The 19,954-nt window shown below is 49.8% G+C and carries 1 protein-coding gene; it reads left to right on the top strand.

All coding sequences use genetic code 11. From position 1 onward, the window contains the following. The first annotated feature begins 25 nt into the window (after nt 1-25). Nucleotides 26-19,951, top strand: coding sequence for an SDR family NAD(P)-dependent oxidoreductase (locus MHN81_RS21695; RefSeq protein ID WP_239426702.1), 19,926 nt, complete (start codon nt 26-28; stop codon nt 19,949-19,951). Nucleotides 19,952-19,954: the final 3 nt, after the last annotated feature.

Consider the following 19,954-nt stretch of genomic DNA (forward strand, 5'->3'; position numbering starts at 1 on the left):
AGACGAGTATTCAAGGATAATAAGAATGTCGACAATTTCACAAAAAGATATCGCAATTATTGGTATGGCGTGCCGGTTTCCCAAGGCTGAAGATTATCATCAGTACTGGGAAAACCTTTTGGCTCAGAAAAGCTGTATTTCTGATATTCCCCATACCAGATGGGATTGGCGACATTACGATGGCGATCCACTCGTCGAAGTCAATAAGAGCAATTCGCGATGGGGTGGGTTCATCGACAAAGTGAACTGTTTTGACTACCGTTTTTTTGGTATCTCCCCCTCCACAGCACAGGCGATGGACCCGCAACAGCGGATCATGCTAGAGCTCTCATGGGCATGCATGGAAGACGCTGGGGTGGTACCGCAATCGCTGGCTGGGAAAAATGTGGGGGTGTATATTGGGGCGTTTAACTTTGATTATAAGGAGTTGTTAGAAAAACACGAAAGGCCCATTGAAGCCTATCAGTCTACTGGCACCGCCAATGCCATCATTGCCAATCGGATCTCGCATTTTTATGACTTTAATGGCCCAAGTGTGACGGTGGATACCGCGTGTTCGGCGTCGATGAACGCGGTACACAGTGCCATGCAATCGTTGCAATTAGGGGAGACAGACTTGGCGCTGGCCGGTGGTATCAACTTGATCCTGACCCCTACGCGACACATTTCATTTTCAAAAACCGGGATGCTGTCTCCGAGCGGCCAAAGCAAATCATTTGATGCTGGCGCTGATGGGTATGTGCGCAGCGAAGGGGCCGGACTGATTTTGTTAAAGCCCTTAGCCGCTGCACTGGCGGACAACGATCAGATCCACGGAGTGATAAAAGGAGGGGCTGTCAATCACTGTGGTAAGACCCATACGTTGACTTATCCAAGCTATCAAGCACAAGCGCAGGTGATCTCTCGTGCGATGCACAATGCACAGGTGAGCCCAGATACAATGACCTACATCGAGGCCCATGGCACCGGGACACCAAAAGGTGATCCAATAGAGATCCAGGGACTACAGCATGCATTCCAACACAGCACCGACACCCAGTATTGTGCCATTGGTTCGGCCAAGTCCAATATCGGTCACCTTGAAGCGGCTGCGGGCATCGCAGGGATCATCAAAGTCTTGCTCTCCATGCGAGCTGGCGTCCTGCCAGGGCTGGCGAATTTTAAATCGCTCAATCCGCGGATCACATTGGAAGACTCGCCGTTTTATGTGCTTCAAAATGCCCAACCGTGGCAACAGCGCACCGATAGCCAAGGCTATTTGCTGCCGCGCCGTGCAGGGGTCAGTGCATTTGGTTTTGGTGGCACCAATGGACATATTGTGCTGGAAGAAGCCCCACAAAGGGGGCAGCCATCGCCGCAAACTGCGGCGCAATCAGCCTATATATTTGTGTTTTCAGCCAAAACAGAGGCCAGCTTGCTGGCGCAACTGTCTAATATGCATGCTTGGTTGTCACGTCAAACGACCTTGGCGTTAGCACAGCTCAGTGCCAACTTGTACAGACATCGCACGCACTTTAGTAAACGGGTTGTGGTGATAGCTAGCTCACAAGCAGCACTGTTGGCGAATTTACAAGATGCCATCGCAGCGGTTACTGAGCAGGCCTATGGCCAGCCTTTTCATAGCGAGCACCAGAGGGTCGAGCAAGTGTATGATCAAGCGGCGCAGTGGCTACAGGATATGGACATTGAACATCATCAGGTGATTCCTGAGCTGACGCAGCATATCAGCTTGCCCAGTTATGCCTTCGAGCCATCAGAGTGCTGGTTTGAGTCGCTACCAGAAACTGACAGTCAAGCACCCCGTGAGGAAAAAGAGGCGACATCAGAATTTACTGTGCAGCGTGCAGCGCAAGGAGAGAATATCCAAGGGGGAGTCGGGAAGTGTGCGCTGGTACCGCGCTGGACTGAGATCGAACCACAGCCTCAAAGTGACGCAGCGAGCAGTCAACATGAGGGGGTTGTGTGTGTGGTGGGGGCGAGCGTATCGCTACAAGCGACACTGTCGACACTGCATGACAAAGTGTATTTTTTTGATGCACAGCAAGCGCCGCAGAAGGCATTGCCTGACATAGCCCCACAGCACATTAGCCATGTCATTTGGATCCCTCCGACGGCGAGTAATGATGTCCTTGGCGGCGATCATAACAAGTGTGTACAGGACTGTTTTCAATGGCTACAGTTTGTACTGCATGAGCTGTCGGTTGCGCCATCTTGTGTGACATTGCTTATGCAACAGGAGAGTGACCTGCCGGAAGATATTGCTTTTGAGCACGCGCCGTTGGTGGGCATGCTGGGCAGTATTAGTAAGGAATACCCGGCGCTGAATGTGCGTTTGTTTGATGTGGGAACAGGTAGTACGCAGTGGCCGCTGGAGATCCTAGGCGATATACAGCGTCGCTTTGATGGGGTCCATCTGTATCGTCATGGACAGTGGCTAGTGCGCCAGTTTGTTCCGATTGAATGGACTAACACCTTACCTACCACAGCGCAATCATCTGTATTGTGTCGCTCAGGTGGTGTGTATGTCATAGTGGGTGGCGCTGGGGGAATAGGCCGCGCGGTCACAGAATATATGTTCAAGCATCAAAATGTGCATGTCATATGGCTGGGCCGCAGAGCTTTGGATCCGCAAATTCAAGCATCTATCGAACAATTGCGCAAAGAGGGGATGACCTTGCAGTATGTGCAAGCGGATGTCACTGAGTACGCTGCTTTAAAAACGGCCTACCAGCACATTGTACAGCAGTTTGGTCAAATAAATGGGGTGATCAATGCCGCGATGGTTTTTAAGGCGTGTGCCTTTAAAAATATGCGCTTTGCTGATTTTTCCGCGGTCTTTGATGCCAAAGTACAAAGCAGTGTTAACCTCGCCCGGCTGTTGAAATATGAATCACTCGATTATCTGGTGAACTTCTCATCGATCAATAGTTTTATCACCGCCGCCGAGCAAAGCCATTATGCGGCGGGGAGTCTGTTTCAAGATACTTTATCTAACGCATTGCAAAGAGTAGTACCGTTTCAGGTGAAAACCATCAATTGGGGGTATTGGACCGCTGAGGGCGCACTGGCTGACTCTGACATGTTCCAATATTGGCGCGCCAAATCTGGGGTGGGGGATTTAACCATTACTGATGCGATGGCAACCCTTGAAAACGTGATGCGCTCAGAGCTTCATCAAGTGGCGTATGTTAACGCCTTGACGGCATCGGCTAACCTGCCAAATACAGAACCAAAACAGCGCTGTTACGTCGCTGCTGAGGTGCGTAGTGATGCACTGGAACTCAGTGATTTGAATCGCGTTTTGTTACCCGCTACGGCAGATCTTAGCGGGGGTTTGACGTTTCCCGTCGCAGATGAATTAACCATTCAGTATATGTGGTACCAGCTTTACCGCTGTGGCTTGTTTGATGATTCGAATTTGACAGTACAAACATGCCAGCTGCGTTTGCAGCAGCTGCGCGCAGAGCAGAGCGAGTCTTACCTCCAGCGTTGGTTACACAAGGCCATCAATGTCCTGTGTGAGAGCGGCATACTTGCCTATCAAACTTCTGAGCAAGAGGCACAGAGCGTATTTTCTATCACCGAACAAGGCCGACAACTTGCGACCGATGAGCAGATTTTAACACAGTGGGCCGAGGCGTGTGCTAACTGGACCGCGGATCCTGCAACGGCGGCACAGGCTCGACTACTCGACGCGACCTTATCGGCGCTACCTGCAATTCTCAGCGCAGAGAAACGGGCTACTGAGATCATGTTTCCCGAGTCTTCAATGCGCTTACTGGAAGGCATTTACAAACATAATCCGGTCTCGGATTACTTCAACCACTTGGTAGCAGATGTGGCTGCGCATATTACCCAGCACGGCTTTAAACACGGGAGAAAAGTGCGAATATTAGAGATCGGAGCGGGAACCGGGGGCACCAGCGCGCTGGTCTTTGAAACCTTGAAAACAGTGCAACATCAGGTAGAAGAATACTGCTACACCGATATTTCACGGGCGTTTTTAATGCATGCTCACACGCATTATCAAGCACACAACCCATTTTTGAAAACGGCGATTTTTAACGTAGAGCAGCCAGTAGACGAGCAAGCGGTGGAGCGTGGCAGTTATGATATGGTGATCGCAACGAACGTGCTGCATGCGACGCGAAATATTCGTAACACCTTGAGTAATGCCAAGGCGCTGCTCAAACCTGGCGGTGTTTTGATCTTAAATGAATTGTCCGAAGATTCTATTTTTTGTCACATGACCTTTGGTCTGCTCGAAGGATGGTGGTTACACGAGGATTCTGCTATCAGGATCCCCGAGTGTCCGGGACTGACCTCACTTGGCTGGAAACAAGCCCTAGAGCAAGAAGGGTATCAGGAAGTGGCTTTTCCACAGCTGAGTGCACATGTGTTGGGTCAACAAATCATTGTCGCTAAAAGCAATGGCGTGCGGTTTGCCCAAGCTGATACTCGTGCGGATAGCCAACCGTCACCCGCTGTGATCGACAGTGACACGGATGAAGCAAGTACCAAGGACAAGACTGGGGCCAAACAACGTGTGGCCCCTCAGGCGCACAGCACATCAGCGCTGAAAAATACCATCAAGCAGGTCATAGCGGATGCCTTAAAGTACAGCGTGAACGACATTCAAGTCGATGAGTCGTTTGCGGATTATGGGGTCGATTCTATCACTGGCGTTAATGTTGTTCAGGCTTTAAATGAGGCACTGACACTGACTTTACACAGTACCTGTTTATTTGATTATACCAATATCACGCGGTTAGCTGACTACATTGCAACGCAGTTACCCGAACAGCCTGAAAACGACATGGTAGCGCATCACAGCCCAGCGGATGAGGGCGCGGCTCAAAGCCAGCCTGTGCCGCAGAGCCGTGCGCAAGCAAGTACGCCGTTAACACCATCAGATGACGACATCGCTATTGTTGGTATGAGCGGTCGCTTTGGTAAAGCCGACAATTTATCCGCGCTATGGTCGGCATTGGAAAAGGGCGAAGATTTGGTTGAGCCGGTACGCCGCTGGAATTTATCGCAATATTATCCGGATATTGACCCGAATGAGTATTGTGATTCGGGGGCTTTACTGACCCGTATTGACCAATTTGATCCCGGCTTTTTCAACCTGTCTCCCAAAGAAGCCACTTATATGGACCCACAACAGCGTCTGTTTATGGAAACCTGTTGGCATGCTTTGGAAGATGCCGGGATCAGCGAGCAAAGCATGGATGGTGAAGCTGTCAGCATCTATGTGGGGTGTGAGCAGGGTGATTACGACCACTTGTTTGACGACGCGCCGCTAGCGCAGGCCTTTTGGGGCAATGCGCCGTCAATTATTCCTGCCAGAATATCTTATCACTTGAACCTGAAAGGGGCGGCCATTGCCATTGATACCGCCTGCTCAAGCTCATTGGTGGCGATCCATAACGCCTGTGATAGCTTGCGACATGGCGATGTCGATATTTCCATTGCCGGTGGGGTATTTGTGCAATCAACCCCAGATTTTTATCTGAAGTCTAATCGCGCCAATATGCTATCTAAGTCTGGCAAGTGTTATACCTTTGATGAGCGCGCCGATGGATTTGTGCCAGGCGAAGGGGTTGGGGTTGTCGTGCTCAAACGTTTGCGTGATGCCATTGCTGACAAGGATAGAATTTATGGTGTGATCAAAGCCAGCGGTATAAACCAAGATGGCACCAGTAATGGGATCACCGCGCCAAGCTCGGTGTCTCAAGAGCGTCTGATCAAAGACACCTATGACAAATTCAATATTAATCCAGAAAACATTCAAATGGTCGAGGCCCACGGGACGGGAACTCGTTTAGGCGACCCCATTGAATACGAAGCCTTAAGCCGCGCGTACAGTCACTACTCCAGCAACACCGCATGGAGTGCATTGGGGTCGATAAAAACCAATTTAGGGCACGCCGCCACGGCTGCGGGCATGGCTGGGTTGTGCAAAATACTGCTGTCGCTACAACATAAAAAAATCCCAGCATCACTGAATTACAACACCGGTAACCCTGCGATCCAATTTGATGGCTCACCTTTTTACGTCAATACCGCGCTCTCGAACTGGCAGTCGAATGGGCAAGACCCGAGAGCAGCGGCGATCAGCTCGTTCGGGTTTAGCGGCACCAACGCCCATTTAGTGATTGAAGAAGCGCCTGAATTACAGCCCACAACAGAGGCCCACAGCCACTATTTACTCTGCTTGTCGGCAAAGACGGCGCAGCAACTCAGCCGCCGCGTTGAAGATCTCTTAGTACATCTGCAAAGCGGCCTAGTCACTAACTGTGCGGATCTGAGTTACTCGCTGTTGCAAAGGCGCACTCACTTTGAGTATCGCTTTGCGTGTGTGGTTGAAAATCTGGCGCACGCTGAGCAGGCCCTAAAGCAGTGGGTAGCCCGTGAGCCGGGCACACAGGTTTATGACAATATTCAGTCAGAGTCTGCCAGCGCGGTGCGTCCAGGCTATGCGCAGTTTGCAATGGACTCACTAAACAAAGCGATAACGGAGCACAATCACCACAGATATCAGCAAGCATTAGATATGCTTGGACAGCTCTATAGCGAGGGCGAGGCATGTGATTTTTCAGTGCTATTTCAGCACAGTGCAGCCCGGGTGATCACCCTGCCGGATTACCCTTTTGAGCAAAAGAGCATTTGGATTGATGGTCAGGTTGAAAATCGGCGCAGCGCTGCTGTGCAGCCGCAGGCCAACAAACTTCATCCATTAGTGCACAACAACGTGTCTACCTTTTTGCAGCAACGTTTTGTCAGTCACTTTGACAGTCAAGATTACTTTTTACAACAACATGTGATCCATGGCAAACCGATATTGCCAGGCGTCAGTATGGTTGAAATGGTGCGTGCGGCGCTGTCAATATCAACGCAAGGTACTAAGCCTGTTGAGCAGCACACACTGGTGATGAACAATATTGGCTGGTTGACGCCTTGGGTGCTCGATGAAGCTACAAAAACGGTGCACATTGACCTGCATCGTGATGGTTCTGGCACGCGATTTGAGATCAATAGTACTTCGAGCCCCGCGCAAGCTGAGCCTGTGACGCATTGTAGTGGAGACGTGCAATTGGAAGCGCCCTCTGCGCCAGTGCGTAGCGCTGTACCGGAACTTCCTAAAAGCGGATCACTTGTGTTATCTGCTGAATCTGTCTATGGGTATTTTGAACAGTGTCACATAGCATATGGTGAGCAGTTTAGACGGGTTTCGCAATTGATCATCTCAGGCACACAAGGGATTGCAGATATTGTTGCGCATCCAGAGCAAAACGTTGCGCAGCAAGAGATGGTGATTGAACCGGGCATTTTTGATGGGGTGTTGCAATCCGCTGCGGTCTTGATTGCCCGCAGCCGTAATATTGACGAGGCATTGGTGCCAATCGCGCTAGCGCAATTGCGAATTTATGGTGCACTCAATGGCACTGTGCGCGCACATATCACTATGGCCTCCGAGCTAAGTGCGAACACCAGTGTGCACAAGGTGAATATTGACGTGTTTAGCGAAGAAGGCAATTTAATTGCGAGCATGACCGGGTTGAGTTTTAGAGCCATGTTAGCGACCTCACCTTCACCGGACAAGGTGATTTCGCCAGCGGCGCAGAAGATGCAAACGTTACAGTTTAGCCGCGCGATACAAGCGACAGAGCGTGCGGTGCATTTAGCACTGAGTGACAGGGTTACACTGGATAAAGCGCAGTTGATTGTTGTATTGGATGAGAGCCATGTACAAATACAAGCTGGAACAGATTTTGCGCTGTGTCAGGCACAATTGCAGCAAGTGTGTGGGCAATTTAATGGCGTAGAACATCAGAACTTAAATGACACTTTTGAGCGTCATTCGAGCTGTTTACTGGCGATGTTACAGTTGCTGATGCAGCAAAAACAATTGACAGAGATCCGCTTACAAGTGGTGGCCGCCACACATATGTCTGAAGGTGAGGAAAATATCCTGACATCGGTTACCTCGAGCCTATCCGCGTTATTAAAAACCACAGCACTTGAAGATCCGAGGTTTTGTTGTCAATTTATCGACATCGCAGTGCCAGAAGGATCAGCGCCGCCCAGCCAAGCACACATAAATGGATTGTGCCGGGTTGCAGCCAATCATATGGATGAAGCGTATTTACTATATAAAAACAATACGCTATACCGAGAAACTTGGACCGAGATAAACCCTGATACAGGGGCCCTTAGTCCGTGGCGTGACGAGGCGGTCTATCTGATCACTGGCGGTATGGGCGGGATTGGCTATGCGATTGCACAAGATATTGTGCAGCACACCCGCACCGCACGTATTTTCTTACTTGGGTCGCGCCAAGCTGATAGACAGATTGAACAGCAGGTAGCACAACTCAACTCACTAGGTGGCCACACTTCTTATCACAGTGTCGATGTCACTCAAGCGGCGGCACTCAACCACTTTATTACTGCTCACCAAAATGCGCTGCAATGTATCACGATATTGCACTGTGCTGGGGTGACCCGTGACAGTTTGGTGGCTTATATGGCACCAGAGGGTTTACATCAGGCATACCAGCCAAAAGTTGCCGGGGTGGTCAACCTAGATACCGCCACCAAACATTTAGATGTTGAAAATCTGGTGCTGTTTTCTTCTGTGAGCGCGGTACTGGGAAATGTGGGTCAGGGCAATTATGCCACTGCCAATAAGTTTATGGACCGGTATGCGACATATCGCAATCAGTTAGCTCAACGTGGTGAGCGCAGAGGTCGTACTGTGTCCATTAACTGGCCTATTTGGGGCACCGAGGGAATGGCAATTGATGCGCCGACGCTTGCGCGCATGCACCAAGATTGGGGGATGAGCACCCTAGCTCCGCAAGACGGCCTGCAAACGCTCTACCAAGTGTTACAATGTCAACACAACAATGTGTTTGTTATGCATGGTGTCAGCGCGCGGATCCGGGCGCTATTTAATGCGCCAGCTCAGCCCCTATCATCCGATCAGACAATGGCTTTTTTGATAGCACAAAGCAGTGAATTGAGCGGCGTGGCAGCCCACGAGTTGGACACTCATCTTGCATTTGATGAGTACGGCTTTGATATGACACAGCGCAGCGTGCTGATCGATAGGCTCAGTGCAAAGTTAGGTGAAAGTATCGACAAACATATTCTGTATCAAGCAGGCTCGCTCGACGAGTTAAATACCTATCTTAATCACGCACCTGAGCGCCAGCAGCAGCGCTCAGAGAGTCCCAATTCAAGTGAGCAAATAAGCTCAGCGCAGCACACGCCAGTGGCAACGCAACAGCTCACTGAACATGTTGCGCAGCTGTTGCGTGAACTTGTGCATCAACATACTGATATCGCACTGGAAGATATTACCAGCGATGCACATTTTGAGCGTTTTGGTATTGATTCTCTGATGGTGGTGAGTATGACCAGTGCGCTTGAGAAAATATGCGGACGTTTACCAAAAACGTTATTTTTTGAATACAATACCATTGCGCAGATCAGCCAATATATCTCAGAACATTTCCCAGACAAATTGCAAGCGCATTTTGCGCCCAAAACTGCGCTGGACTCAAGTACCGATCAGTCAGATGGACACGTCATTGAAGATGAGCTCGTTCAGCACAGCGGCACACCACAATTACACGCGCCGCAACAGGAAACTGCGGCATTATCAGCGCGCCAAACTGAGCCGACACTGACAGCTGGCATGTCGGCGCAATCAGACCACATTGCCATTGTTGGAATTGCAGGTCGCTATCCACAAGCGAGCTCGCTACATGAATTTTGGCAAAACCTTGTACAAGGTGTGGATGCCATTACTGAGATACCCGCTTCGCGTTGGGATCACAGTCGCTACTTTGATGAGCGCAAAGGGGTGCTCGGAAAAACATACAGTAAGTGGGGCGGTTTTATTGATGGCGTAGATGAATTTGACCCCTTGTTTTTTAATATCTCTCCCCATGACGCTGAGTTTATGGATCCGCAGGAACGTATATTCTTGCAGTGTGCCTATCACGCGTTAGAAGATGCCGGTTATGCCGATACTTATTGCGCTCAGCCAGGGGCGAACCCTCTGGGTGAAAAAGTGGGGGTATTTGTCGGCGTTATGTATTCGGAATATCAACTTTATGGCGCGCAGCAAGGTGTGCACGGCACCCCGATTTCACTGGGTGGCAGTGCGGCCTCAATTGCTAATCGAGTATCGTTTAGTCTCAACTTTACGGGACCAAGTTTGGCTGTCGATAGCATGTGTTCAGCGTCATTGACGTCAATAAACTTGGCGTGTGAAAGCATTCTCAATGGCCACTGTCATGCTGCGATTGCAGGTGGGGTTAACTTAAATTTGCACCCGAATAAATATTTAAACTTGGCGCAGGGTAACTTTGCTTCATCAGAAGGGCGCTGTAAGAGCTTCGCTGCGGATGGCAATGGCTATGTGCCCAGTGAAGGGTGTGGGGCGCTTATCCTGAAACCACTTTCACAGGCACTACGGGATAATGACCAGATCTATGGTCTGATAAAAGCGTCGTCTATTAACCACGCGGGTAAAACCAATGGCTACACTGTGCCCAGCCCCAATGCCCAAGCCGAGGTGATCAGTAGCGCGCTGACCAGTGCAGATGTAGATGTGACCACACTTGGCTATATCGAGGCCCATGGCACTGGCACATCACTGGGCGATCCGATTGAAATTGCAGGGTTAGAAAAAGCCTTCAAAGGCATGAGCAGCGCACCATTTAGCTGTCGTATCGGTTCAGTAAAGTCGAATATTGGACATTGTGAGGGAGCGGCAGGAGTTGCGGGTGTGAGCAAAGTGCTGTTACAAATGAAGCATCAAAAATTAGTGCCTTCAATTCACGCTCAAACACTGAATCCAAATATTGATTTTGAGCATTCTTTGCTGCAACTACAAACGCACTATGAAGATTGGCCACACCAGCAGCGAGAGGACATCATCTTACCTTATCGCGCCGGTATTTCTTCGTTTGGTGCGGGTGGGGCGAATGCACATATTGTGCTTGAAGAGTATCCAGTGGCAGCACGCAGTTCAGATGATGACAGTGATGTGGCGCTGCCCTATATGTTCTCTGCTGCAACGTCTCAGCAGTTAAGTACATTGGTCAGTGATTTCTTAGCGTGGTTTGCAGCGGGGCATTTTGACTCAGTCGCTCTTGCTGATATTGCGTATACGCTGCAAGTTGGACGCAAAGCGCTCAAAGAACGTTTGGTGATCATCGCCAGTTCTCGCTCTGAGTTGGTTGAGAAGCTGAAGTCTTATCAAGGCGAGCAAGCGGCAACCGGTGTATTCAGTGCAAATATCAAAGCGGCGAACGAACAACACCAAGCTGCTACGGATTTTACCGCATATCCTTGGTTGCTCGACTGGTGTTTGGGGCAAAATGTCGATGTGCAGGCACAGTGGTTTACAGATCAGCATGTTCGTCGCGTGTCTTTGCCGACTTATCCATTCAAGCAGGACTCATATTGGTACACATCAATTTGTGATGATGCGCCACAACTTGCGCCTGTCACGCCACATCAGCATCCGTTGTTGCAGCGCAATACATCCAATTTTTCGGGTGTGCGTTATGAAAACGATTTTAATGGGCAGGAGTGGTTCTTGCGTGACCATCAAGTGAGTGGCGAAAAAGTACTGCCGGGTGTCGCCTATCTAGAAATGGCGGTGCAAGCTGCCAAAGACGTGCATAAACTCACGGAGAGTGACCGTCTCTCGCTGTCAAATATTGTGTGGCGCCGCGCTGTGGTCGTGGCTCAACAAGGTGGTCGTATTGAGATGGCTCTGGCCCCGAAAGGCAGCAACAACAATATTGATTTTACGGTGCAACATAATGACGCGCTGTGTATGAATGCGCGGATCAACATCGAGGAACAGGGGGCACAACACGGCCGCTTCGTTGGCAATAAACAGCCTGATTTACAACAATTAATGGCCGGTGCTCGCATCATTGCACCAGCTGAATTCTATGCGGCATTTGCGCAGCATGGCATTGAATATGGTGAGACACATCGTTTGGTCCAAGCCTTGTACATCACCCCAACTCAGACACTTGCTAATATCGCGCTTGCGCAGACAGAGGAAAACCAGTTAGGTACATTCACTTTGCATCCGGGCCTGATGGATGCGGCTTTGCAAGCAATCAAAGCATTTTATATACAAGATGCGGATCCTCGTTTGATGGTGCCGTTCTCATGTCAGCAAGTGCGCATCCACGCAGCGCTAAGTGCCACTATGTGGGTGCTGTGCAATCGAGACGAGAAGGGGGCAAAACATCAATTTAATATTGAGGTGTTCAATAACAAAGGTGAACTAAGCGTGCAATTTAAACAGTTAGCTGTGATGCCCTATCATGGGCCGGGCAGCGTACATCAAACGCCTTCAGATGAGCAGACCAAGGTGACCAACATCAGCTCAAGCCAGAGCGCGGGGTCATTGGTCTCAAGCTCGAGCGAAGCGTGGGATCAATATTTAATACCGCGCTGGACAACTGTCGCCGTTGCCAGCGAGCATGACAGTCGCGATACACAACGCAATACGTTGGTGGTTGAATTGGGAGACTACTCAAAAGCGCTCAGCGTATTGCAATATAACAAAGGTACAAGCATTGCGCTCAAAGAGAGCTACTCTGTTGAGGACATTGTCAACAAGATCACCCATGCTGGCCAATTTGACGAAATCGTGTGTTTAGCTGCCAATGTTGAACTGAACTATGACAGTGCGTCAGACAATGATTTAGACCTTGCTTACACTAAGCTCAGCAGTATGCAAAAAGGGAGCGCATTGCTGTGCTTTAACTTTATCAAGGCGTTGCTACAGTGTGGTTATGCAAATCGGGCACTGGATATCAAACTGGTTACGATCCATGCCTTTTCCGTCTTGCCGGATGAGGGCGCAGATCCTGCTTATGCGAGCCTACATGGTCTATTTGGTTGCTTGGCCAAAGAATACAAAAACTGGCATGTCACTGCTGTAGATAGCGATTTTATCAGTGGCTTGCCAATACACGCGCTGAGTCGTGTTGAGCAAGCCACCGATGGTGTATCGATAGCTTACCGACAGGGGCAATGGTTTGTTCAACAACTTTACCCCTACACGCCACCGAGTGTGTCGAGTGAGCCCTATCGCGATGGCGGGGTTTACGTGGTTGTTGGCGGCGCTGGCGGTTTAGGTCAGGTGTGGAGTGAGATGATGATTAAAAACCATCAAGCCCATGTGATCTGGATTGGCCGTCGTGAACAAGATGCTGAGATCAGCGGCGCCATAGAGCGTCTTGCACAATATGGTCCTAAACCTTGGTATCTGTGCGCAGATGCCAGTGACCCCGTCGCTATGCGTGACGCGTTGGATTCAATTAAAGTACACCACCCGCACATCCACGGGGTGGTGCACTCTGCATTGGTGCTGCAAGATCGCAGTTTGGCCAGAATGTCACAGGATGAGTTCCTCGGCTGTTTAAGCGCCAAAGTGGATATATCCCTGTGTTTGGCACAAACATTTAACGCTGAATTGTTAGATTTTGCTTTGTTTTTCTCATCCTTAATCGCATTCACACGCAACCCAGGTCAGGCAAACTATGCCACAGGTTCGGTGTTTGAAGATGTCTTCGCAACACAAATGAACCGCCATTGGTCGTGCAAAGTGAGCGTGATCAATTGGGGTTACTGGGGAGATGTCGGTGCAGTGAGCGACGCGTCTTATCGTCAGAGAATGGAAAAAGCTGGTATCTTATCGATCCAACCCGAACCTGCCCTGGCGGCTATCCATCACTTACTGAGCAGTGACGAGCCACAACTTGGATTTATTCGTGTGGACAGCAGGGCACAGATCGGCGGCGTCAACGAACACGCTCAGATCACACGAGCGCCGAAGCTGCACAATGTCTTAGCGGATATTCAGGCTGAATTTGACTTGGCCTATCAGGAGGGAGCTGCGCGTCAACAAGCCCTCAGACATCTTGGGCAATTAGATCAGCAAGCCAATCAAGCCTTGGCAGAAGCTTTACTGCCATTGTTAGCTGTGCAATTACGTGCAGCGGGAGTGCTTGCTGTACACTCTGGTTCAGAGGTGAGGATTTCCGAGCTGGTTGGTCGCATACAGGGGCTGGGGTTGAGTGCGTATCACGAGACGATGTTTAGTCAGTGGTTGACCTACAGTGTGGAGCTATTACAGCAAGCTGGGTGGATCAAACAAGTGGGGCAGCAGTTGCTTTCTTTACAGCCAATGCAGGCACTTGATGCGGATACCTGCAGGCAGCGCTGGAAACAATATTGCCAGCACAACCAAGACAACAACCTGATCGCGGCTAAAGCGACGCTATTGGATGCCATGGTCACGGCCATACCTGATATCATCACTGGGAAGATAAAAGCCACCGATATTATGTTCCCTCAGTCGTCCATGGCTCTAGTAGAAGGGGTGTATAAAAATAATGAGGTGTCGGACTACTTTAACCATGATGTCGCACTGACTGTTTGTGCCGCTATTCGAGCATGGCAGCAACAGGGGCATGGCCATAAACTGAGAATACTGGAGATCGGTGCTGGAACGGGTGGCACCACTGCGGGCTTGTTAGAAAAGCTGAGACCGTTTGCGCCACAGATTGCTGAATATTGTTACACCGATGTCTCTCAGGCATTTCTCAATCATGCACAAACCCACTATGTGGCAGACTTTCCATTTATCAAAACGCAGTTGCTCAATATCGAACAGCCCCTATTGGCGCAAGGGGTGAATACAGGCAGTTATGATATCGTCATAGCAGCACAAGTATTACATGCCACGAAGAGTATCAGCACCACCTTGGCACACACCAAAGCGCTGCTCAAACGCAATGGTGTATTGATCCTCAATGAACTGAGTGAGCGCTCGGTATATAGCCATCTGACCTTTGGCTTGTTAGATGGTTGGTGGCTGTATCAAGATGCTGCTTTGCGAATGCCGTATTCGCCGGGGTTATCTTCATCGGGCTGGCAACATTGTTTGGCTGCACAGGGTTTTAGCCAAAGCTACTTCCCCGCGCCACAATCTCATGGCATGGGTCAGCAAATTGTCATTGCGATCAGTGATGGTAATTATATGACCCCCAAGCAGGCGCACAGCACAGCTCTACCTTTAGATGTCGCTAAACCGGCAGCGCAAGAGGCACAGACTGTGGCCGTAGCTACTCCCAGTTCAGGGCAAATTGCACCGCAGCTGACTGAGGTAAGTTCAGTGATCTTGGAGGCATTTTCGGCGGCATTGAAAGTGCCAAAAGCGTCAATTGACCCCACTGAAGCGTTTTCTGACTATGGTTTAGACTCGATCACAGGCGTTAATGTGGCGCAAACCATTTCCACTGAGTTGGACGTAGAGCTCAACACTACGGTGCTATTTGACTATGTTAATGTGGAGCAGCTGGCACAGTATGTGGTGTCTTTGTTATCAGATAAAGCTGATAATGAGCTAACACAGGTCACGTCATCGGTTGGTCGCGCAGCTCCGGTGCAATCGTCGCAAGCTGATCACGCTGAGGTGATGTCAATTGTCACGCGGGCACTGTCTCACGCATTGAAAGTGCCGCCAGAGGTGATTGAACCAACAGAAGCCTTTTCGGATTATGGACTAGACTCCATTACAGGTGTGAATGTAGCGCAAACCATCTCCAATGAACTACACATTGACCTCAACACCACGGTGTTATTCGACCACGTTAATGTCGAACAGCTCTGCCAGCATATAGTGGCGCAAAACCCTGATATCGCCGAGGCAACGGCATCGGTATCAGTATCAGCGCCACCGGAGTTGTCGGCGACACACAACAGCCAATCAAGAGCCGCTGATGATGCGCAGCAAGCTGCAATTTATGAGGTGATCACGCAAGCGCTGTGTGATGCTCTGAAAGTCCGTGTGGCTGATATTGATCCCCACGAAGGGTTTGCGGACTATGGTTTGGACTCCATCTCAGGGGTCGCTGTGGCGCAACATATTTCCCAACAGTTAGGCATTGAGCTCAGTACCACAGTGCTGTTTGATTATGTGTCAGTACACCAACTGGCGGAACATATTTTAACGAGCTATCCAGAGCGCAATATCGCACAAAAGGCGAATAGCTTTGACGGTGCGCAAGCGCTTCAAACCGCATCGGACAATGATCTTACGCCTTCGTCCAATGACATTCAACCTATGCCTAAACAGGATATGCAACAGCAGCCAAGTCGTCGCGAGTACCCAGATGAGGCGATTGCGGTGGTGGGGATGAGTGGTCGTTTTCCAGGCTCTGAGAGTGTGGATGCGCTATGGCAAAATATTGCTAATCGCGTTGATCTAGTGACGCCAATAACCCGTTGGGATATGTCAAAATACGCTGGGCTATCCACTGATTTTTGTGCGCAAGGGGGCTTTCTTCGTGACATCGAGCAATTTGACCCAGGCTTTTTTAATATCTCTGGGACAGAAGCAACCTATATGGATCCACAGCAGCGATTGTTCTTACAGGAGTCTTGGAAAGCGCTTGAAGATGCAGGTTATGCCGGTGATCCCAACTTTGGTGAAAAAGCGGGAGTGTATGTTGGCTGTAATAGCGGTGACTACAAGAACATTTTGTCGCAAGATGCCCCTGCTCAAGCATTTTGGGGGAATGCCGGCTCTATCACACCGGCGCGGTTATCTTATTATTTGAACCTGACGGGGCCTGCTGTGGCAGTAGATACGGCCTGTTCAAGTTCTTTGGTTGCGATTCATTTAGCGTGTCAAGGGTTGTGGTCCGGCGAGTTAGATGTGGCACTTGCTGGCGGGGTGTTTGTGCAATCAAGCCCTGAATTCTATCTGCAAGCGGATCGTGCCAATATGTTGTCTAAACAGGGCCGCTGCCAGACATTTGATACCGCAGCGGATGGCTTCGTGCCCGCTGAAGGGGTCGGTGTGTTAATACTGAAACGGCTCGCGGATGCCTTGGCGGATGGCGATCACATTCACGGTGTCATAAAAGGCAGTGGTACCAATCAAGATGGCGCCAGCAATGGCATCACAGCGCCGAGTGCAAAGTCGCAGCAAAAGCTGATAAAAGAGGTTCACCGTCGTTTTAACATTGCAGCTGAGGATATTCAGCTGATCGAGGCCCACGGTACAGGCACCAGTTTAGGGGATCCAATTGAAAGTGAAGGTTTAAAGGCGAGTTTTCAGAGTGAGGCCACTGAGCCTGCGAATGCATGTGCTTTAGGGTCAATTAAATCCAATATGGGCCATGCAATCACGGCTGCTGGCGTTGCCAGTGCGGTCAAAGTTTTAATGGCGTTAAAACATCGTCAGCTGCCTCCGACCATTCACTTCGAAAAGCTCAACGAGCAGATCAATTTTGCCGATACGCCATTTTACGTCAATACTGAACTCACTCCGTGGGAACAGCCTGTAGGCAAACCAAGAACTGCCGCGATCAGCTCTTTTGGATTCAGTGGCACCAATGCACACCTAGTGCTCGAAGAAGCGCCAGTTAGTGCGCATGTCCAACCGCCACGAGCACAGTATTTATTTGTGTTGTCGTCACAGTCACAACCTCAGTTGGTGATCATGGCCAAACAGCTCCTTGCACACAGTCAAAGTCATGAACTTGATCTGGCAGCAACGAGCTTTACTCTGCTCAATGGTCGTAAGCACTGTGCACACCGCTTGGCTTGGGTTGCGCGTGATCAGCAAGAATTGGCACAAATTCTAACGGCCTATATCGAAGGCACAGAGGATCCCACTTACAGTTATGCGCATTTTGATAGAAAAGCGTTTAAAAAACAGGTGTCACTACAAGCATATAGCAATGAGTGTGTGCAGCGCTTCAGCAGCAGCCACAGCGCGCAGGAGCAGTATGACGCATTGCGTATCATCGCTGATCTGTTTGTACAAGGGTATCGCATTGAATTGAGTCGTTTATTTTTAGACACGGAACGTCGCCGAGTACCGCTGCCTACTTATCCTTTTGAGCAGAAAAAATATTGGGTGCCTTCATCTGAGGAGGTTGATAGCGGCGCAGCGTCAGTGCCGATGTCCAATGCGCAGCCTTTCTCTTGGCTGTTAACACAGCCTCATTATGCGGCATCTCCTTTTGACGCCGTCGCTTCCTGGGATAAAGCCGTGGCACAGCTGGCAGGTAAAACCTTGTATCTATTGGGAGATGAACCTCAAACGGCAGCGTTGACTAAGTTGCTCTATCAAGTGTGTGATAAAGCCAAACTGGCTGATTTCCCAGCGCTTACCTGCTTGTCATATCAGCAGGCCGCAACGATGGACTCGTTGGCGTCATTGCCGGATCTTATATTGTGTATGGACAGCCTAGACGACAGTGCACGAGCTGCACAAACTGGCCTACAGGGGCTGTTTGGATTACTCAAAGCCACCATGAAAAATAATTGGCAGCAGGCTGTCGAGGTGTATTATATCTATGAAGACCGAGCCGTCAGCCAAGCGTATCTTGATGCTATGTCCGGGTTCTATGAATCTGTGAATCGTGAAAATGACGGTTATCGCTTTACTTTGCTCCAGCACGGATCGCAACAGCAAACATTACAACAAATGTTGCTACAAGAGGTATTGCAAAGCGATGGCGTCGACAAAGCAGTTAAAAAAGTGCGGTATCATCACGGGAAGCGCCAAGTAGAGCGACACGTTGAATACCACCAAGGCGAGGCTGCCTTGGGATCGCCCGGTGGAGCTGAGTCAATCGCATTTGAGGATGGAAAAACTTACCTTATTACAGGGGGATTTGGTCCTGTTGGTCGTTTGTTATGTGAGCGGCTGGTGAAAACCTGGCAGGCTAACTTTGTGGTGCTGTCTCGCTCTGTGCTCGATGATGAACAGCGTGCGCTGTGTGCGCAGCTCAACCAATACAAAGGACGCATCCATTACCATGCGGTGGATATTTGTGATCAACAGGCACTGCAGCAAACTGTTGCGCAAGTTACGCAACAAGTGGGGCCGATCCATGGGGTGGTGCATATGGCAAGGTTGGTGCACGATAATTTATTGGTAGCAAAAAGTTGGCAGGAATTTAGCGACACGATACAGGCAAAAGTCACAGGTACGGTTAATCTAGATACCTGCCTTGCTGAGGCTCCTTTAGACTTTTTTATGATGTTTTCGTCGATAGCTGCTTTTGGCTTGCGAGGCGGAACGGATTACGGCTATTCAGCGGCTTTCCAAAATAGTTTTGCTCGCTATCGAAATGGCCTCACAGCTCAAGGGTTGCGTTCTGGTCGAGCGATATCTCAGTGCTGGGCTGGGTGGAGCGTGGACCGATATATGCCAGCTGCGCGAAGGGATGTAATGCAAAAACATGGCATGCTCCCCATCGATATGGATGCTGCGATGCCGATGTTTTGTGAGAGTTTGAATTTATCTGAGCCTGTGGTCGGGTTTGTCGGGATCTCCGATAAAGACAAAGCGAAGCACTTCTTTGACGTCGACAAGCAAGACACTGTGTCAACAGAGTCGGAACAGCTTGAGCAACTCTTGACCGAGTGGTCGACACATCAGTCACACCTGAGTGATGGTGACAAAGGGGCTATTAAGGATGCAATGGTTGGCATGTTAGCTCAGTTTGATGTCAATCACTTCAGCGATGCTCAAGTAGAAAAAGTGTATGGCATCTTGTTTGGCCAGAGCCAAGCTCGTACTGAAGACGCCACTGTTAACGTTGCAGCTGTGTCGGCGACTGAGCAGCCACTGGATGATCAGCGCGACATCCAACAAATCGTGCTGGACACCGTAAAAAAAGCGTTATTAGTTGAGGAGATCTCGGTCGATGAATCACTGCAATACTATGGCATGGATTCTGTGTCGGCTATGCAGATCTCTTCACGTTTAAGTAAAAACTTGGGTATGCAGATTGAACCGGTTTGGCTGCTCGAAAACCCGACTGTTCGAGCATTTGCGGATTATTTAAATGCGCAGTTTGCAGACTCGATATAAAAA

The sequence above is a fragment of the Pseudoalteromonas sp. Of7M-16 genome (genome assembly GCF_022347805.1).
In the GTDB taxonomy this organism is placed as follows: Bacteria; Pseudomonadota; Gammaproteobacteria; order Enterobacterales; family Alteromonadaceae; genus Pseudoalteromonas; species Pseudoalteromonas luteoviolacea_F.